Origin of the sequence: Streptomyces sp. NPDC001828 (genome assembly GCF_042892175.1) — a bacterium.
GTDB lineage: Bacteria > Actinomycetota > Actinomycetes > Streptomycetales > Streptomycetaceae > Streptomyces.
The window spans coordinates 75,668-92,629 of the sequence record NZ_JBIATV010000015.1 but is presented as its reverse complement, the minus strand read 5'-3'; the positions used below and the strand labels follow the sequence as shown (position 1 = coordinate 92,629).

16 protein-coding genes and 1 pseudogene are annotated in these 16,962 nt (G+C 73.3%); 11 read left to right on the top strand and 6 right to left on the bottom strand.

Annotated features, from left to right (window positions below):
- Positions 1–403 precede the first annotated feature (403 nt).
- Positions 404–1,324 carry an RNA polymerase sigma factor SigF gene (locus ACFYZA_RS33215; RefSeq protein WP_388494372.1) on the top strand — a complete coding sequence of 307 codons (921 nt, stop codon included), beginning with the start codon at positions 404–406 and terminating at the stop codon, positions 1,322–1,324.
- Positions 1,325–1,904: 580 nt separating this feature from the next.
- On the opposite strand, the pseudogene ACFYZA_RS33210 reads toward ACFYZA_RS33215, so the two are convergent.
- A pseudogene (locus ACFYZA_RS33210) lies at positions 1,905–2,432 on the bottom strand (PAS domain-containing protein); the annotation flags it as partial.
- 120 nt (positions 2,433–2,552) lie between these two features.
- Here ACFYZA_RS33210 and ACFYZA_RS33205 point away from each other — a divergent pair.
- The 3 genes from ACFYZA_RS33205 (at position 2,553) to ACFYZA_RS33195 (ending at position 5,916) form a co-directional block, all read left to right on the top strand.
- On the top strand, positions 2,553–3,263 hold the full coding sequence (locus ACFYZA_RS33205) for an ANTAR domain-containing response regulator (protein WP_388494371.1): 711 nt from the start codon (positions 2,553–2,555) through the stop codon (positions 3,261–3,263).
- A gap of 137 nt (positions 3,264–3,400) precedes the next feature.
- Positions 3,401–4,618 carry an aminotransferase class I/II-fold pyridoxal phosphate-dependent enzyme gene (locus ACFYZA_RS33200; RefSeq protein WP_388494370.1) on the top strand — a complete coding sequence of 406 codons (1,218 nt, stop codon included), beginning with the start codon at positions 3,401–3,403 and terminating at the stop codon, positions 4,616–4,618.
- Between the two features lie 32 nt (positions 4,619–4,650).
- Positions 4,651–5,916, top strand: a complete 1,266-nt coding sequence (locus tag ACFYZA_RS33195) for an MBL fold metallo-hydrolase (protein ID WP_388494369.1) — start codon at positions 4,651–4,653, stop codon at positions 5,914–5,916.
- An 80-nt stretch (positions 5,917–5,996) separates the two neighbouring features.
- Here ACFYZA_RS33195 and ACFYZA_RS33190 read toward each other — a convergent pair whose 3' ends face one another.
- On the bottom strand, positions 5,997–6,647 hold the full coding sequence (locus tag ACFYZA_RS33190; protein ID WP_388494368.1) for a DedA family protein: 651 nt from the start codon (positions 6,645–6,647) through the stop codon (positions 5,997–5,999).
- Positions 6,644–7,414 carry an MBL fold metallo-hydrolase gene (locus ACFYZA_RS33185; RefSeq protein WP_382598480.1) on the bottom strand — a complete coding sequence of 257 codons (771 nt, stop codon included), beginning with the start codon at positions 7,412–7,414 and terminating at the stop codon, positions 6,644–6,646. Before ACFYZA_RS33185 ends, ACFYZA_RS33190 begins: the two co-directional genes overlap by 4 nt.
- 144 nt (positions 7,415–7,558) lie before the next feature.
- Between ACFYZA_RS33185 and ACFYZA_RS33180 the strand changes: the two genes are divergently transcribed.
- The 7 genes from ACFYZA_RS33180 to ACFYZA_RS33150 all read left to right on the top strand — a co-directional run bounded on the left by ACFYZA_RS33180 (position 7,559) and on the right by ACFYZA_RS33150 (position 14,208).
- Positions 7,559–7,963 carry a hypothetical protein gene (locus tag ACFYZA_RS33180; protein ID WP_388494367.1) on the top strand — a complete coding sequence of 135 codons (405 nt, stop codon included), beginning with the start codon at positions 7,559–7,561 and terminating at the stop codon, positions 7,961–7,963.
- A gap of 51 nt (positions 7,964–8,014) precedes the next feature.
- Positions 8,015–10,183: a phage holin family protein gene (locus ACFYZA_RS33175; RefSeq protein ID WP_388494366.1), complete on the top strand. Its 2,169-nt coding sequence runs from the start codon at positions 8,015–8,017 to the stop codon at positions 10,181–10,183.
- A 69-nt stretch (positions 10,184–10,252) separates the two neighbouring features.
- Positions 10,253–11,599, top strand: coding sequence for an amino acid permease (locus ACFYZA_RS33170; protein WP_388494365.1), 1,347 nt, complete (start codon positions 10,253–10,255; stop codon positions 11,597–11,599).
- A 122-nt stretch (positions 11,600–11,721) separates the two neighbouring features.
- Positions 11,722–13,101 (top strand): LmeA family phospholipid-binding protein, encoded by a 1,380-nt coding sequence (locus tag ACFYZA_RS33165; protein WP_388494364.1) that lies wholly within the window; start codon positions 11,722–11,724, stop codon positions 13,099–13,101.
- Between the two features lie 128 nt (positions 13,102–13,229).
- Complete coding sequence (locus tag ACFYZA_RS33160) at positions 13,230–13,424, top strand: antitoxin (RefSeq protein ID WP_161257105.1); 195 nt, start codon at positions 13,230–13,232, stop codon at positions 13,422–13,424.
- Positions 13,425–13,653: 229 nt separating this feature from the next.
- Positions 13,654–13,986, top strand: a complete 333-nt coding sequence (locus ACFYZA_RS33155) for a hypothetical protein (protein ID WP_382598469.1) — start codon at positions 13,654–13,656, stop codon at positions 13,984–13,986.
- 60 nt (positions 13,987–14,046) lie between these two features.
- The gene (locus ACFYZA_RS33150; protein WP_382598467.1) at positions 14,047–14,208 is read left to right on the top strand and encodes a hypothetical protein; all 162 of its coding nucleotides are present in this window, start codon (positions 14,047–14,049) and stop codon (positions 14,206–14,208) included.
- A 138-nt stretch (positions 14,209–14,346) separates the two neighbouring features.
- On the opposite strand, the gene ACFYZA_RS33145 is transcribed toward ACFYZA_RS33150, so the two are convergent.
- The 3 genes from ACFYZA_RS33145 to ACFYZA_RS33135 all read right to left on the bottom strand — a co-directional run bounded on the left by ACFYZA_RS33145 (position 14,347) and on the right by ACFYZA_RS33135 (position 16,932).
- Positions 14,347–15,327, bottom strand: a complete 981-nt coding sequence (locus ACFYZA_RS33145) for a glycoside hydrolase family 6 protein (RefSeq protein WP_388494363.1) — start codon at positions 15,325–15,327, stop codon at positions 14,347–14,349.
- Between the two features lie 145 nt (positions 15,328–15,472).
- On the bottom strand, positions 15,473–16,192 hold the full coding sequence (locus ACFYZA_RS33140) for a GNAT family N-acetyltransferase (protein ID WP_388494362.1): 720 nt from the start codon (positions 16,190–16,192) through the stop codon (positions 15,473–15,475).
- A 161-nt stretch (positions 16,193–16,353) separates the two neighbouring features.
- Complete coding sequence (locus ACFYZA_RS33135) at positions 16,354–16,932, bottom strand: histone deacetylase (RefSeq protein ID WP_388494465.1); 579 nt, start codon at positions 16,930–16,932, stop codon at positions 16,354–16,356.
- Between the last annotated feature and the right edge of the window lie 30 nt (positions 16,933–16,962).

Below are 16,962 nucleotides of genomic sequence, written 5' to 3'. Positions count from 1 at the left end.
CGGCCGGGGCCGGGCGGGCGCGGGTGGCCCGGCCCGTTCGCCGGTATCTCGTTCGCCGGTGTCCCGTTCGCCGGTGTCCCGTGAGCGTCCGGCCGGTGTACGTCTTGCCTCCGCCCGCAGCCGGCCGCGTGGTAGCCCTGCGGGACGAAAGCCTCCCGGCGGCGCCCAGGGCTGTCCTCGCCCGCACCGGGTACCGGCAACGGCGCGCGGGAAACACGCTTTCCCTTTCCTTGGGGTTCGGGCCCCGTTTGGCCCGGCAGGGCCCGGGCAGGCGAATCCCGTGCTTCGGACCGGAGGCACGTCCGTGGGAGCGGCTGCCCGCTCCGGGCGTGCCCCGCCGCCCGTGCCGAAGGCTCCCCGGTGACCGTCAACCGCCGCACCGTTCCAGGGAGCTGGATCGCATATGCGTACCGACACCAGCACGGCGAACCACAGGCACCCGCACGACGACGCGCCCAGAACCGCCGCCGCCTTCGAGCGACTCGCGGCGCTGCCCGACGGCCCCGGGCGGGAAGCCCTGCGCCAGGACCTCGTCCGCGCCTGGCTGCCCATGTCCGAGCGGATCGCCGGGCGCTTCCGCAACCGGGGCGAGGCCCTCGAAGACCTCCGCCAGGTCGCGGCGCTCGGCCTCGTCAAGGCCGTCGACCGGTACGACCCGACCCGTGGCGCCGCCTTCGAGAGCTACGCCGTGCCCACCATCACCGGCGAGATCAAGCGGCACTTCCGCGACCACATGTGGACCCTCCATGTGCCGCGCCGCGTACAGGACTTGAGGGGACGGGTGCGAGCGGCTACGCAGGAGCTCGCTGCCAACGGCGGCGCCCAGCGGCCCAGCACGGCCGATCTCGCCGCGCACACCGGGCTGACCGAGGACGAGGTCAGGGCCGGCCTCGAAGCCATCGGCAGTTTCAGCGCGCTGTCCCTGGACGCCGAACTCCCCGGCGGCGACGACGGATACAGCCTGAGCGACTCCCTGGGGAGCGCCGACCCCGCCCTCGACACCGTCGTCGACCGCGAGTCCGTGAAGCCGGGTCTGCGCTGCCTGCCCGAGCGTGAACGGAAGATCCTCTACATGCGGTTCTTCCGGGACATGACCCAGCGCCGCATCGCCGAGGACCTCGGGATCTCGCAGATGCACGTGTCCCGGCTGATCACCCGATGCTGCGGCCGGCTGAGGGACCAGGCCCTGGGGGACCAGGCCGTGCCGGAGCAGCCGGCTCCTCGGGCGAACAAGGCGACGCGTCCGGGAAGGACCCGTCGCGACCTTCAACCGAAGCGCACGCAGACGACTCTGTCGTCCCGTCAGGAGACGGACGCCGCATAGCCAGAGCGATATGACGGCTCATCACATCCATGGCCCGGCCCTCCGCCATCGAGAAGGGCCGCGCAGGCCCGGTACGGAACACGGTGAGCACCCCCGCCACCGGCCCGGGCGCCCCCAGCGGCACGCACATCAGGGACGACACCTCGGCGCGGGCCAGGACCGGCGTTCCCGTGGCATCGTGACCGAAACCCTCGATGTCCTCGGGCTGCACCTGGAGCGCCCCGTTCCCTGCCCGCGCGGCCTCAAGGACCAGCGGGCAGCCCGTCGGGTCCTGGCCGGCCACCGCGCGCAGCAGAGGGGCCGCCGCCGGATCCGAGGGGCCCAGAACGGTGACGCGCCGCAGCCCGTCGTCGACCAGGTCGGCCACGATCCAATCGGCGAACCGCCCGCACAACACCCCGGCGGCCGCTCTGAGTACCGACTCTCTTGCGCCGGACGCGAGTTGAAGCAGCGCGGCCGCCATGGCGTCGACGACGTCGATGAGTTCGGCGTGCCGCACCGACTCCGCGAGGTCGGGAAGCTCCGGCGGCGGGGGAGCGGCCGCCGAGCCGTGCGCACTGCCCGCCTGGAACACCACGAGCACCGCGGACTGCGTCACGTCCGGCGGACGGAGTGAGGTCAAGGTGGCCAACAGTGGTTCGTGCGGCCGCTGTTGAAGACGCACGGTGAGTCCCCGATCGCCTTCGCCCCGCGCCACCGCGGCGGCCTGCGAGCGGAACGCGGCCCGGTCGTCCGGCGTGAGCAGGGAAGCGAGCGGGCGACCCGTGGCATAGCCGGCCCGTACGCCCGTCAGGCCGGTCGCCGCGAAGTTCAGCCTGCGTACGACGGTCTCCCGGTCGATGAGCGCCACCGGCAGCGGCAGTCGCTGGAACAGGGCCTTGAGAAGCTGCCGCTCCTGCCGCTCGGCGGGGGAGGAGGAACCCGATCCGGCCGCGATCCGTTCATAGCGCGGCCACAACTGCTCGGCCACATGCTGGAGTTCGAACAGCGCCGCGTCCAGCACCACGGACTGTTCCCCGGCCGGGCGGGCGCGCGCGGTGCGCAGCTCGCCCACCCGTCTGACGAAGTCAGCCAGTTCCTCGCCGAAGCCGTCCTGCGTCTGCGTCATGGAATCAAGCTAACTCCTCACCCCCGCGCCGGGCCCCCGCCGTTTCGGGAGGCGCATGCCGGGCCCCCGCCGTTTCGGGAGGCACGCGCCGGGCAGCCGCAGCAGGAGGAGGTTTCTGCGATGCTGCCCGAGCCGGAACACCAGGAACCCGAGACCACCACCACCGCCCGGCGGCTCTCCCAGCTCGCCGAGCAGTCCGTGCGCTGCGCGCCCGCCTGCTGCGGGGCGGTCGCCACCATCACCGGCAGCGGCGCCGAACGCCGGATCACCGCCACCCACCCCGACCTCGCGCCCCTCGCCTCCGTCCAGCTCGCCTGCGGCGACGGTCCGATCCCGAGCGCGCTGGAGGCGGGCGAACCCGTGGACACCGAAGACCTGTTGACGGAGGACCGCTGGCCCGGCTATCGAGCCCTCGCCCTCGAATCGGGCGTACGCTCCTGCGTCACGCTGCCCTACCGGCGGTCCGGGATCGAGATCACGGTCAGCCTCTACGGATACCGGCCGGGCTCGCTCGAACAGAGCGTGCGCGGGCCGGTCGGCATCCTGGTCGACGAGATCACCACCGGCCTGCTCCGCGACCGCCGCTACCGCGCCGCGCTCGCCGAGGTCGAGCAGCTGGAGACGGCGCTGCGCTCGCGGTCGGTCATCGACCAGGCGAGCGGCATCGTCATGCACGTCCTGGGCTGCGAGGCCGCCCAGGCCTTCGGCCTCCTCCGCACCATCTCGCAGCGCACCAACCGCAAGCTCGCCGAAGTCGCCGACGCGGTCGTACGCGCCAAGGGGCGCGGCCTGGAATCCGAACTGTCCGCCCTCGCGGGCCCGAACCGCTGACCCCGTCGCCGCCGTGCGTCGCCGCAGGGTGCCCGCATCGCCCGCACGAGCGGCGCGGCAGGCCAAACCTCCGTATAAAGGCATGAAAGGCATGCGAGGCGTGGCTCGTGCCGGACAGGGCCCGAGGAGGAAACGGGATGCAGGGGACGGCGGCCGAAGGGCGCGGGCCGGTGCGCTACGGCCCGCCCGCGCCCGGACCCGGACTGCCCGTGCTCCCCGAGCTCGCCGCCGCCCTCGCCTCCGCCGCCGGGTGCACCGAACCCGAGCCGCCCGGCGGCGGCCCCGAACTGCGCGAGGCGGCCCGCGGCTACTGGCTGCGGCGCGGCCTGCCGACCCCGGCGGAACGGGTCGCCGCCGCCCCCGGCGCCCAGGCCCTTCTGATCGCCCTGCTCGGCGCCTACGGCGGCGACGTCCTGATGCCCCGGCCGTGCCCCGCTTGGTGGAGCCCGCAGGCCCGGCTGCTCGGCAGACCCTCGTACCACGTGCCGACCCCGGCCGAGTGCGGCGGCGTGCCCGACCCGTACGCCCTGCTCGAAACCGTCCGCCGGGTGCGGGCCGAGGGCGGCAGGCCCCGGCTCCTGCTGCTCTGCGTCGCCGACGACCCGACCGCCACGGTCGCGCCGCCCGAGACGGTGCGGGAGGCCTGTGAGGCGGCCGTCGGCGAGGGGCTGCACATCATCAGCGACGAGACCTGGCGCGACACCGTGCACCACCCGCACGAGACGGTCCCGATCAGTCCTGCGGAGATGTGCCCCGAGGACGTGACCGTCCTCGCCGACCTCGGCGGCGCGTTCACCCCGCCCGGCTGGCCCGCCGCCGTCGCCCGCTTCCCCGACACCGTGGCCAACGCCCCGCGCCGGGCCCGCACCCTGGACGTCCTCGCCGCACTCGGCGCCGTCGTCGCCGCGCCGCTGGCCGCCGCGGCCGCCCTGGCCCTCACCGAACCGGCCCCGGTCGTCGAGCGGACCCGCCGGGCCGCGGCTCTGCACGGCCGTGTCGCGGCGGCCGCCCACCAGGCCGTGCTCGACGCCGGCGCCCTGGCCAGGCCCCCGCAGGCCGGCCGTCACCTCTACGTCGACCTGGGCCCGTTCCGCGCCCGCCTGGCCGCCCACGGTGTCACCGACTCCATGGAACTGGAGGAGTACCTGACGGCCCGCCTCGCCGCCTCTGCCTTCGGCGGCCACCGCTTCGGCGACGAACTCGGCGCCCTGCGCGTACGCCTCTCCACCGGCCCGCTCCTCGGCGCGACCGAAGAGCAGCGCCTGGACTCCCTCGAAGCGGCCGACCCGCTCCAACTGCCGCACGTACACGCGGCGTTGGGCCGGTTCGCCGCTGTACTCACCGAACTGCGCTGACCCGTGCGACGCCACCGAACGGAGTTGCCTCGATGACGGAACAGACGGAACAGACGGAACAGACGGAACAGACGGACCCGATGACGGACCCGATGACGGACCAGATGACGGACCAGTCGGACCAGGTGACGGAACAGGCGGCACCGACGGACCAGGTGACGGAGCGGACGGAACAGGCGGGGAGGCCCTCCGAGCTGCTGGAGCTACCGGAGCTGCCGGGGTCGTCGGAGCTGCCAGGGCTGCCGGAGCTGCCGGGGTCGTCGGAGCTGCCAGGGCTGCCGGAGCTGCCGGGGTCGTCGGAGCTGCCGGAGCCGTCCCAGCCGCAGGAGCCTGCGGCGCCGCGCCCGCTCGGGGAGCTCCGCCGCTGGCCGCGCTCCTTCGCCGACCGGCTCACCGCCCCGCTCCCCGGCGTGCGCGCCATGGCCCGGCTCGCCCGCGAGGGGGCCATCCGGCCGCGCCCCGAGGGGCTGCGGGCCATCCCCGACCTGCCGTTCGCGCCGGGGCCGCTGCCTGCGGCGGACACCGACACCCTGGCCGTGACGTGGGCCGGGCACGCCAGCTGGATCGTCCGCATCGGCGGGCTCACGGTCCTGACCGACCCCGTCTGGTCGCGGCGCATCCTCGGCATCCCGCCCCGGATCACCCCGGTCGGGGTGCGCTGGGAGGATCTGCCGCCGGTCGACGCCGTCGTCATCAGCCACAACCACTACGACCACCTCGACGCCCCCACGCTCAAACGGCTCCCGCGCGACACCCCGCTCTTCGTCCCGGCAGGCCTCGGCCGATGGTTCAGGCGCCGCCGCTTCCACCACGTCACCGAGCTCGACTGGTGGGAGGCGGCCGAATACAAGGGCGTCCGCTTCGACTTCGTACCGGCCCACCACTGGTCCAAGCGCGGTCTCACCGACACCTGCCGATCGCTGTGGGGCGGCTGGATCCTGGGCGACCGACGACAGCGCAAGCTCTACTTCGCGGGGGACACCGGGTACGGCCACTGGTTCGAGGAGATCGGCCGTCGGTACGCCGGGATCGATCTGGCGCTGCTCCCCATCGGCGCGTACGCCCCGCGCTGGTGGCTCCAGGACGTGCACACCGACCCGGAGGAAGCCGTACGGGCCTTCGCGGACCTGGGCGCCCGGCGGATGGCGCCGATGCACTGGGCGGCCTTCGTCCTGTCCGCCGAACCGGTCCTGGAACCGCTTACCCGCGTGAGAGCCGCCTGGGCGCGGGCCGGCCACCCCCGGGACGACCTGTGGGACCTGGCGGTCGGGGGCTCCAGGGTGCTGGCCGAACCCTGAGAGGGCGAGGCCGTGCCGGGGAGGGGGTGGGCCCGGGGTGGGGGCGCTTGAGAGCGCTGTCTTTCACGGCCGGGCCCACCTCACCCGCCCTCCGGCGCGACCCGCCCGCGCCGCCGTCGCAGCCACCGCCACCCCGCCGGTGCGCCGCTGATGACGAGGGTCAGGACGACGGCGACCACCACGCCCTTCCACGGCTCGTCGAAGAGGGAGCCGCCGAGAATGCCGATCAGGCCGTACGCGCCCGCCCAGGCGAGGCACGCCGGGATGTCGCCGTGCATGAACGCCCGCAGCCGCATCCCGCCGAGCAGGCAGGCCAGCATCACCGGGATCCGTCCGGCCGGCACCAGGCGGGACAGCACCAGGACGACCACCCCGTGGTCGTCGAGCTTGCGCTGGGCCTGTTCCAGATGGTCCGGGGCGACCCGCCCGCGCAGCGCCGCCAGCCAGCGCGAGCCGTTCTTCGAGTGCACCCCGCGCTGCCCGAGCCAGTACAGCGCGACATCGCCGAGGAACGCGGCCAGCGCCCCCACGCCGAACACCAGGAGCAGCGAGAACCAGGCGGTCTGGTGGAAGGCCACGACCGCCGCCGTCGAGACCAGCGCGCCGGTCGGCACCACCGGGAGCAGCGACCCGAGGGCGACCAGGACGAAGAGGGTCGGGTAGCCGGCGGCCTGCTGGGTCGACTCGGGCGTCACCACGGTGGCGAGGGCGAGCAGTCGGTCGGTACTCATCGGGTGGCCTCGATCCGCACGCTCTCGCCGTGTTCGAGCCGGTGCACCGCCGCCTTCGGAGCGAGCCGGGCGGCCTGGCGTACGAACTCCTCGCCCGGCGCGTGGAACTCGTGCGGCCGCACCCCGTCCATGCCGATCGGCCAGTACGTGCCGTAGTGGACCGGCACCGCCGAGAGCGCTCCCAGCGAGGCCAGCGCCTCCGCCGCGCGACCGGCGTCGAGGTGGCCCTGCCCCAGGTACGGACCCCAGCCGCCGACCGGAAGCAGCGCCACGTCCACCGGTCCGACGGCCGGTGCCATCTCGTCGAAGAGACCGGTGTCCCCGGCGAAGTACGTCCTGGCCTCGCCCTCGACGACATAGCCGAGCGCGGGCGAGCGATGCGCTCCCATCGGCAGCCTGCGCCCGTCGTGCCGGGCGGGCACGGCCCGTACCCGCAGGTCCCCGACCCGGACGGTGTCCCCGGCCCGGACCTCGGTGACGTGCGCCCCGAGCCGTCGCAGCCCCGGCACCGAGCGCGCCGCCCCGGCCGGGACGACCAGCCGGGTGCCAGGGGCGACCCGGGCGAGCGAGGGCAGGTGCAGATGGTCGGAGTGCAGGTGCGAGACGAGCACCGCGTCGGCCACGGCGGCCTCCGGCGGCGGGACCGCGCCCCGGCGCCGGCGCAGATGCGCGAGGCGGCGCGCGAAGAGCGGATCCGTGAGCAGCCGCACCCCGGAGTCCTCGATCGTGCAGGTGGCATGACCCCACCAGGTGATCTCCACCGGCACGAAAACCTCTTCTCGGCTCGACGACGATTGATGACGATCGATGACGAGCCTAAATCTCCCCGCGCGCAAAGCACGGCCGGGCCGCTGTGGAGGAAGGGGCGGGGGAGTAGGGTCGGCCCCCGGCAGCTCGTGCAGGGGGACGACATGGACGACGTACGTGTGGCGACGATCGCCAGCCTGACCCCGCTGGAGGAACTCGATCTCGACCCCTTCCTCGTGGACACCCGCAGCCAGCACGAGATGTGCGCGAAGTGGGCCGCGGTTCAGGGATACGTCGTCACCAGCCAGCTGCTCTTCTACGGTCTGCGACCGGACCACGTGGGCCTGTGGGCGGACGTGGACGCGGGCCTCGTCGACGTGTTCGTCGCGCCCAACGACCGTGTGCTGGCAAGGGCGTTGACGTCCGTGCCGGAGTTCTCCGCCGAGTGCGCGCGGCGCGGTGTGCGTCTGGAGACGGCCGGCCTGGACGAGCCGGACTACGACGCCTCGAAGAAGGCGCACATCCACCGCCGCCTGTCGATGCCCACCGCCGGATACGACGGCTGCTGACCCCGCGAACGTCCCCGCCGCAAGGCGACGCCACGGCCCCGACCTCCCCTTATGGCAGGGTGGGGAGGGAACGGGCCAGGCGAGAGGCGGGCGGCAGTGGGGCGATGGCGGACGGCGGGCAGCGCCCTGCTCCGGGTGATCGTGGTGTGGGTCGTCTCGACGCTCACCATGATGCTGCTCGCCGGGATCCTGCCCGACTTCAAGCTCACCTCCGACAACGGCGAGAGCATCACCAGGGTCGCGCTCACCGCGGCGTGGGGTGCGGGCGCCTTCGGGCTGCTCAGCGCGCTGGTGTGGCCGCTGGTGGTGCGGGCGTTCCTGCTGGTGCCCGCGCTCGTGCTCGGCCTTCTGGTGTTCTTCCTGAACGGCTCGTTGCTGCTGGTCGCCCTGCGCCTGATCCCGACCGGGCACGGCGCGGCCGAGCCCGAGACCGCGGTGATCGTCGCGGCCGTCATGTCGGCCGTGGCGTCGGCGACCTCGACCGCGCTGGCCGTCCGCGACGACGACGCCTACCGCCGCAGGCTCTCCCGCCTCGCCGACCGGAGCAGGCGAAGGCGCGGCCTCGACGCGGTGCCGCAGCCGCCGGGCGTCGTCTTCATCCAGCTGGACGGGGTGGGTGAACAGACCCTGCGGCACGCCGTCGACAGCGGTCTGATGCCGACCGTCGCCGCCTGGCTGCGCGGCACCCACCGGCTCACCCCCTGGCGCACCGACTGGTCGAGCCAGACCGGCGCCAGCCAGCTCGGCATCCTGCACGGCAGCAACTTCGACGTGCCGGCGTTCCGCTGGTACGAGAAGGAGAGCGGCGAGGTGATGGTCTCCAACCGGCCCGCCTCCGCCGTCGAACTCCAGCGCCGGGCCGTCGAGCGCACCGGCGACGGCGGACTGCTCACCCTCGACGGGGCCAGCCGCGGCAACCTGTTCTCCGGCGGGGCCGAGCAGGTGGCCCTCGTCCTGACGGTGGCCGCCCGGCGCGGGCGCCGCAACCGCTCTCGCGCCGGATACTTCGCCTACTTCTCCGACCCCGCCAACGCGGTGCGCACCGCGGGCTCGTTCGTCGCCGAGGTCGGGCGCGAGCTCGTCCAGTCGACGCGGGCCAGGATCCGCAAGGAGACCCCGCGCATCAAACGCGGCGGCCTCTACCCGCTCATCCGCGCCTTCGCGACCGTCGTCGAGCGGGACGTGGTCGTCGCCGCCGTCATGGGTGACCTGCTGGCCGGACGCACCGCCGTCTACGCCGACCTCGTCGCCTACGACGAGGTCGCCCACCACTCCGGGCCGCGCGGCCGCGACACCGACCAGGTCCTCAGGCGCCTGGACCGGTCGCTCGCCCTCATCGCCGGTGCCGCCGAGCAGGCCCCGCGTCCCTACCGGATCGTGCTCCTGTCCGATCACGGCCAGAGCCCCGGCGAAACCTTTGAGAGCGCTTTCGGGCTGACCCTGAAGAACCTCGTGCGGGCCGGCTGCGGACTGCCCGTGCCGCGCCGGGCCCGCCGCACCCGTAGCGGCGCGGAAGCCAGGTACGCGGTGCGGGTCGCGCTCCACCGGCCGGTCGAGGAGGGCGAGGCGCACCCGCCGGAGCCCGAGTCCGAACCGGTCGTGCTCGCCTCCGGCAACCTCGGCCTGATCTCCTTCCCCGACGCCGAGGGCCGTCTGACCCGCGAGCAGATCGACCGCCGCCACCCCGCGCTGCTCGCGACCCTGGCGAGCCACCCCGGCATCGGCTTCCTCCTCGTACGCAGCGAGAAACACGGAGCCGTGCTGCTCGGCCGGGCCGGAAGCGAGGTGCCGTTGGCCCAACTCGCCGACGGCGAAGGCCCGTTGAAGGGATTCGGGCGCGGCGCCGCCGACGCCGTGCGGCGCACGGACACCTTTCCGCACACCGCCGACATCATGGTCAACTCGATGTACGAACCGGCCACCGGCCAGGTGCACGCCTTCGAGGAGCAGATCGGCTCGCACGGCGGACTGGGCGGCGAGCAGTCGCACCCCTTCCTGCTCTCGCCCCTCGACCTCAGTGAACCGGTGGCGGACGGCGGGGAACTGGTCGGCGCGGAACAGGTCCACCAGGTCCTGCGGCGCTGGCTGCGCGAGGGCCAGGGCCCGCAGGTTCCGGTGGGCGCCGACGCCCTGGCCGTAGTGGAGGATTCGCCGCCGACAGCTCAACCGGAAGGATCATTTCCGGTTGTCGGCCGGGCCGCACAGGACAAAACCTGCTGATTTGGTGCGCTGCCTCACGTACCCGACCATGGTCAGGTTTGTCCCGTACGAGAGGCCTGCCACCCCGTCATGACCACGCCAGAAACCCAGAGCAAGCACGCCCGGCAATTCGGCCTGCCGGTCGCCACCGCGCTGGTCATGGGCAACATCATCGGCGGCGGGATCTTCCTGCTGCCGGCCTCCGTCGCGCCGTTCGGCACCATCAGCCTGGTCGCGTTCGCCGTGCTCACCGCCGGAGCGATCGCGCTCGCCCTCGTCTTCGGCCGGCTCGCCGAACGCCACCCCCAGACCGGCGGCCCCTACGTCTACGCCCGCGCGGCCTTCGGCGACTTCGCCGGGTTCCTCGCCGCCTGGTCCTACTGGATCACCACCTGGGTCTCCAACGCTGCCCTCGCGGTCGCCGCCGTCGGCTACCTCGACGTCCTCATACCCGTACACGGGTCCAAGGCGGCGACGATCACCGCGGCCCTGCTGCTCCAGTGGCTCCCGGCGCTCGCCAACCTCGCGGGCACCCGGTACGTGGGAGCGGTCCAACTCGTCGCCACCGTACTGAAGTTCGCCCCACTGCTCCTGGTCGCCGTGGGCGGCCTCTTCTTCTTCGACCCGGCGAACCTCGGCCCCTTCCAGGCGGGCGGCCAGTCCGGGCTCGGCGCGATCTCCGCGTCCGCCGCGATCCTGCTCTTCAGCTACCTCGGCGTCGAGTCCGCCGCCGTCAGCGCGGGCGAGGTCCGCGACCCGCGCCGCAACGTCGGCCGCGCCACCATCCTGGGCACGCTGGGCGCTGCCGTGATCTACCTCCTGGGAACGCTCTCCATCTTCGGCACGGTCCCGCATGACGAGCTCGTCGGCTCCACCGCGCCCTTCACGGATGCCGTGAACTCCATGTTCGGCGGCTCCTGGGGCGGCACCGCGGTCGCGCTCGCCGCCCTCGTCTCCATGGTCGGCGCCCTCAACGGCTGGACCCTGCTCAGCGCCCAGACCCCGTACGCCGCCGCCAAGGACGGCCTCTTCCCGCAGGTGTTCGGCAGGAAGAAGCGCGGCGTTCCGACCGTCGGCGTCCTCGTGACCGCCGTCCTCGCCTCGCTCCTCACCGTCTACAACTACACGGCGGGATCCAAGGGCGTCTTCGAGATCCTGGTCCTGGTGACCACCTTCACGGCCACCGTCCCCTACCTCCTGTCGACGGCCGCCCAGATCTACTTCCTCGCCTCCGGCCAGTCGGAGCGCGTCAGCCGTTCCCGTCTGGTGCGCGACGCGGTCCTCGCCGTACTCGCCTTCGGCTTCTCCATGTGGCTGGTGGCGGGCTCCGGTTACGAGGCCGTCTACCAAGGCGTCCTGTTCCTCTTCGCGGGCGTCCTCGTGTACGCCTGGATGGCCGCCCGCAAGCAGCACGGCGAGGCCAGGGCCGCCGACTGACGTGTTGTTCACCACGCCTTCGGGTCCCGGAGCGGGTGCGCGGGCCTCGGGGTCCGGGGCATAACGGACGTACCGGCGGTAGCGGTTGCGTGCGAGTGGATCATGTGTGGTGGGATGAGGCGATGCGAACCCCCACCCGCATGCACCCCCGTTACCGCAACCCCTATGACGAACTGGCCGCACTGGCCGACCCCGAGCCGGACCCCCACCCGGCCGACCCGTCCTGGACCGACCCCGCTCACACCGCCCGGGAAACCGCTCGCTCCCCCCGGGAGAGCGCTCACAGCACCCAGGAAATACCGCAGGCGATACCCGGCCGCGCCCCGGCGGACGCCCCGGGCGAGCCCGTCCCGGGACCCGAGGCACACCCCTTCGAGGGCACGCGGACCGGCCCCGGCGACGACTTCTTCGCCTCGCCGCGCAGCCGCCGCCGCCCCGGCGCCGGGCGCCGCACACGGCGTGGCCGTCGGCGCCGCAGCAGCCTGCTCGCCGCCGTGCCCCGCACCGCCAAACTGCTCGTCGCCCTGACGGTGGGCGCCGGATTCCTGGTCCTCGGAGACCGGTGCGCGGTGATGTACGCGGAGAAGAAGGCGCAGCAGGAGCTGCAGTCCGAACTGCATCTGGAGGCCGCGCCCCAGGTCGACATCCACGGCTTCCCCTTCCTCACCCAGGTCCTCGACAAGCGCCTGCACCGCGTGGACGTCACCGTGCCGCACGTGCCCGCCGACCGGATCTCGCTGGCGAAGGTGCGGGCCGGCGCCCAGGACATCCAGCTGACGGGCGATCTGCCGAGCGACATCAGCGGGGCCGTCATCGGCCGCCTGAACGGCGAGATCACACTCTCCTTCGACGACATGAACCGTGAACTGGCCGCATCCCAGGTCAAGTTCAGCCGACGCAGTGACAACTCGGTCGGTGCGGACGGCAAGTTGACCATCGCGGGCCAGGAGCTGCGCGTCAGCGCGGAGGCCCAGCTGCGACTCGTCGGCGACCACGGTCTGTCCACGGACATCGACGGCATGAGCCTCGACATGCCCGGCATCGCCACCTACCGGCCGGGCCGCGACCGGGGCCTGACCCTGCACCGCGAGACCGCCGAACTGATCAGCCGCGACACCGCCCGCGCCAAGGCCATGCTCGCGGTGCCCGCCGTGGTGAAACGGCTCGGAGTGCCGGACAAGGACGTCTCGTTGGCCCTGCACAACGAGGAGAAGCTCCACGAACTGGTCGGCACGCCCCGGTTCGCCGAGCAGCTGACCCACGTCAACCTCGTCGACGTGGTGGTGGATCACCCTTGGCTGCTGTCCAAGGTAGGCATCGACCCGAAGCTGCTGGCCGGCCTGCTCGCCATGCGGCCCCCGGAGCTGTCCGACCGCCTGTCGTTCTCCTTCACGCTCCCCAAGCAGGCCCGGGACCTGCACCTGCGTGGCGTGCGCGTCGAGAAGAACGGCATCGTGGCGACCGCCTCCGGCACGGGCCTCACGATCGGCAAGGGCCACTAGCGCGTGCCGTGCGCACGCGAGTGTGCCGTCAGTGCCTCCGCCCGCCCCCGGGCCGGACGGCCCCTGGGGGTGCGAACCCCGCCGAATGCGCGGATGCTGGGTGTGCCAGCATCCGCAAGGAGGCAGATATGTCGATGCTCGACAAGCTCAAGGGTCTGATCAAGGGCCACCCGGACCAGGCGCGCCAGGGCGTCGAGAAGGCCGGTGACGCCTTCGACGCGAAGACCGGCAACAAGTACCAGAGCCAGGTCGACACGGCCCAGCAGAAGCTCAACGAGCAGCTGGGTACCGACCGGCCGCAGAACCCCCCGCCGGGGACCTAGCCCCGCGAGCGGCCTCGACCCACGACTCCGCCCTCGCCGGTCCCGCTGGACCGCGCGCGGGGGCGGCGCGTGGCGTGAGGCCCACGTCCACGCGGCACGTGGCGTCCTCGTCGCCGCAGCGGGGTCGAGTCGGCGTACCGGGGTCAATACGTCAACGGGAGTCACCCGGTAGAGCGGATCTGCCCCGGATCCGCGCACGTCACCGGCGCCGCTGGGCAGAGCTGTCCTCGTGCCGTCCGCCTCCCTCGCCACCCTGCGCCGCGCCCTCGTGGTGCTGATGGTGCTCGGCGCGCTGTTCGGGGCAGCGCCCGGCGTGCAGGCGTGCGAGGGGCGGACGGTGGGTTCGGCCGAGGCGTCGATGGCGCCCGAACCGTCCAATGAGAGCGTGCCGGACGCGGCCGACGCCGTACTCCCCGTGCAATCGAGCCGGATCGCGCGGCCGGCCCTCCCCTCGGCGCTCGACACCGGGCGGCCCGAGCCGGTGCCGCCCTCCGCCCCGAACGAAGACGCCCGTAGGCCTGCCACGGCCACGGGCGTCCGCTGTGTGGTGCTGCGCTGCTGACGGTTCCGTACGGAACCAGGTCGGACAGCCAACTCACGTACACAGCAAGGTGGTTCAGCCATGCCCATCGACCCCTTCACGGCGCTCAACGCCATGATCCGCGCCGAAGCCGCGCGCGTACGGCCCGCCGGGACCGGTGTCCCCGAGGACGGGGCGAACCCGGCCGAGGGCGAGGACGAGCGCGTACGGCAGCCGCGCCAGGACGACCGGCAGGCCGGCTAGGAGAGGAGCCGGGGCGGGCGCCTGAGAGCGCTCTCAGGCGCCCACCCCCGGCCCTGTTCGCGGCGCGGTCGGGCGCGCGGAGCGGCCAGGGTGGGGTTCGAGAGCGCTCCCACGGCTGCGACGTGATCACCCGCGGGGTTACGCGGGCGTCGCGCGCGCCAGCCCCAGGGCGTACTCGGGCCACCAGCGCCCCGCTCCCGGGCCGCCCCGGCAGGTGCCGTCCGACTCGCCGGGGCGCTTGATCCACAGGTAGGCGTCGATCAGCGCGTCCCCGGTGGCCGCCGTGGGCGGGGTGCCGAGGGCCCGGCCGGGCGGGTTGCACCAGTTGTCGGTGCCGGAGTAGGGGCCGTTGCCGTTGCGGCTGGTGTCGACGACGAAGTGCTTGCCGCCGAGCGCGGCCGACAGCCGGTGACCGTACTCGGCGCTGGACGCGTTCGTCTGGAACGAGGAGACGTTGAGCGAGAAGCCGTCCGCCTGCTCGACCCCCGCCTGCCGCAGCGGTTCGAGCAGAGTGGACTGGTCGGTGATCCAGCCGGAGTGCCCCGCGTCCAGGTACACCTTCGTCGCGGGCCCGCGCTTCAACTCCCTTACGGCGTAGGCGAGAAGCGACAGGCGCTCGGCTGACGGCGCGCCCGGGCAGCCGTTCACCAGGTGGGCGATCGCGTCCGGCTCGACGATCACGACGGCCGAACGGTCGCCGACGCCACGCCTGAACGCGTCCACCCACGTCCGGTAGGCGGCCGCGTCCTCGGCGCCGCCCCGCGACTCGCCGTCGCAGTCGCGGTAGGGGATGTTGTACGCGACGAGCACCGGGACCCGTCCGGCGCGCCCGGCGGCGCCGGTGAGGTCGCGCATTTGCTGCTCGACCCCTTCCGCGTGCGACCAGGTCGCCTGCGGCCGCAGCGAGATCCGCTCGATCAGCGCCGCGTCGGCGTCCCGGCCGGCCCGCCGGTACTCGGCGACCTGCTCGGCGGCCGGGCCCGCCGGGTTCACCCAATAGGGACCCGGGTACGGATCGGCGGGCGTCGGAACGGGCCCCGGGGCGGCGAACCCGAGGGAGAGCGCGGCGGCGAGCGCCGCGAGACCGTAGCGGATACGGGAGCGTGACCAGCCGGACATAGGACTCCAGGAATGCCGAACCCAACAATTCGGGAGATCTTGCCATCCGGATGCCGCCGAACGCCCGAACGCGGGGCCGTACGGGGGACGGGCGAGTACGGCGTGGGCTCGCCTCGCAGGGCCGGCCCCCACGCCTCCTGGCCGGTCAGCCCGCCTCGCGCAGGTGGAGGTGGCCGTCCCGTGGGTAGGGCGGCTCGGCCGGCAGGATCCGCTCGAAGCGGTAGCCGGTCTTCGCCGCCACGCGGCACGAGGCGAGGTTGTCGACCTGGTGGATCAGTTGGATGCGCCGGAGGCCGTCGCTCGCGAAAGCCTCGAACGCCCACGTTGAGAGCGCTTCCACGGCGCGGGGTGCCACGCCCTGCCCGCGCGCGTGAGCCATCACCCAGTAGCCGACCTCCGCGAGCTCGGGGCCGGTGGCCTCGGTCCACCTGAGGCTGATGTTGCCCAGCACGATGCCGCCCTGAGGCCCGAGTTGACCCGTCTCGCCCGCCCGGCCGGCCCGGCCCTCCTGACCCGCCCGACCCACTCGGGCCACCTGGCCCGTCTGATCCACGTGGGCCAGCAGGCCCGTTCGGTCCTCCCGGTCCTCCCGGTCCTCCCGGTCCACTCGATCCGCTTGCTCCGCTTGCTCCGCGCAGACGGCGAAGGAGAGGCGGGTCCCGTTCTCCATCCCCCGCCGCTGGATGTCGAGCCACCGCCGCGCGTCCTGAAGGTTCGCGATCGGTTTGGTGGTCCAGCGGGATATCTCGGGATCGCCGTAGGCCTCGATCACCGTCCCGGCGTCGTCCGCCCGCCAGGGCCTGAGCTCAAGCGCGCCCGACGCCGACGTCGCCGTCACCCGCAAGCTCCCCGCGATGTCCGTCATCTCCGTAATCCCCCTCAGCGACGTCCCCGTTTGAACCCGGCGCCGGGGGCCGTGCGAGGGCCCGCGCTGCCACCCCAAGCGTACGAAGGTGGTGTCGGCGGTTCGTCGCGGGACGCGACAGTCGTCAACTCGCCTATCTAGCAGGCGAGTTGGTGAAGTGGTCATCCCGTCAGGAGGTTGGCGACAGCGCGCTCGGTCCACACGCCCTCCGCGCCGGGGCACGCCGCCAGATACGCGGTCACCGCGCCCTCGTCCCAGGCGCCCGCTTCCATCAATCCCTCCGCCAAGTACCTGAGGTAGGCGGCGGAGGGTGCGGTCCAGTCCACCTCGTCCATGCGCCAGGGGGCGGTGAACGTGAGGACGGGCCGCCCGTCCAGCCGGCCGGTACGGACGAGGGTTTCGTAGCGTCCCTCGCCGAGGGCCGACCGCCCAGTGCTCAGGACGTCGCCGAGGTCCAGGTCCGCTCCGGGCTCCCGGTACATCTCCTGCGCCGCGATGTCAGCGAACTGACTGACCGTCACCAGATGGGCCCGCGCGTACACGAGCCCCTCCGCCCCCGGATCGTAGAAGGCCCGGCCGCCCCGCCACACGGGGGACCGGGTGGCGAAATAGAGCGCTCCCGGGAGTTCCACCGGCACCGACCGGGAGGGCGGCCGCCGGTCCCGGCACCCCGGGTAGGACCGGGCCGCCCCCGCCGGACGCCCGCCCTCGATGTAGTGGGCGAGCCGGTCGAGATGCATGTTGGAGCCGTACGAGGCGTACCAGACGAG

Coding starts and splice junctions, on each gene's coding strand:
- ACFYZA_RS33215 (WP_388494372.1), top strand. CDS start 404: ATGCGTACCGACACCAGCACGGCGAACCACAGGCACCCGCACGACGAC.
- ACFYZA_RS33205 (WP_388494371.1), top strand. CDS start 2,553: ATGCTGCCCGAGCCGGAACACCAGGAACCCGAGACCACCACCACCGCC.
- ACFYZA_RS33200 (WP_388494370.1), top strand. CDS start 3,401: ATGCAGGGGACGGCGGCCGAAGGGCGCGGGCCGGTGCGCTACGGCCCG.
- ACFYZA_RS33195 (WP_388494369.1), top strand. CDS start 4,651: ATGACGGAACAGACGGAACAGACGGAACAGACGGAACAGACGGACCCG.
- ACFYZA_RS33190 (WP_388494368.1), bottom strand. CDS start 6,647: ATGAGTACCGACCGACTGCTCGCCCTCGCCACCGTGGTGACGCCCGAG.
- ACFYZA_RS33180 (WP_388494367.1), top strand. CDS start 7,559: ATGGACGACGTACGTGTGGCGACGATCGCCAGCCTGACCCCGCTGGAG.
- ACFYZA_RS33175 (WP_388494366.1), top strand. CDS start 8,015: ATGGCAGGGTGGGGAGGGAACGGGCCAGGCGAGAGGCGGGCGGCAGTG.
- ACFYZA_RS33170 (WP_388494365.1), top strand. CDS start 10,253: ATGACCACGCCAGAAACCCAGAGCAAGCACGCCCGGCAATTCGGCCTG.
- ACFYZA_RS33165 (WP_388494364.1), top strand. CDS start 11,722: ATGCGAACCCCCACCCGCATGCACCCCCGTTACCGCAACCCCTATGAC.
- ACFYZA_RS33160 (WP_161257105.1), top strand. CDS start 13,230: ATGTCGATGCTCGACAAGCTCAAGGGTCTGATCAAGGGCCACCCGGAC.
- ACFYZA_RS33150 (WP_382598467.1), top strand. CDS start 14,047: ATGCCCATCGACCCCTTCACGGCGCTCAACGCCATGATCCGCGCCGAA.
- ACFYZA_RS33145 (WP_388494363.1), bottom strand. CDS start 15,327: ATGTCCGGCTGGTCACGCTCCCGTATCCGCTACGGTCTCGCGGCGCTC.
- ACFYZA_RS33140 (WP_388494362.1), bottom strand. CDS start 16,192: ATGACGGACATCGCGGGGAGCTTGCGGGTGACGGCGACGTCGGCGTCG.
- ACFYZA_RS33135 (WP_388494465.1), bottom strand. CDS start 16,932: ATGCATCTCGACCGGCTCGCCCACTACATCGAGGGCGGGCGTCCGGCG.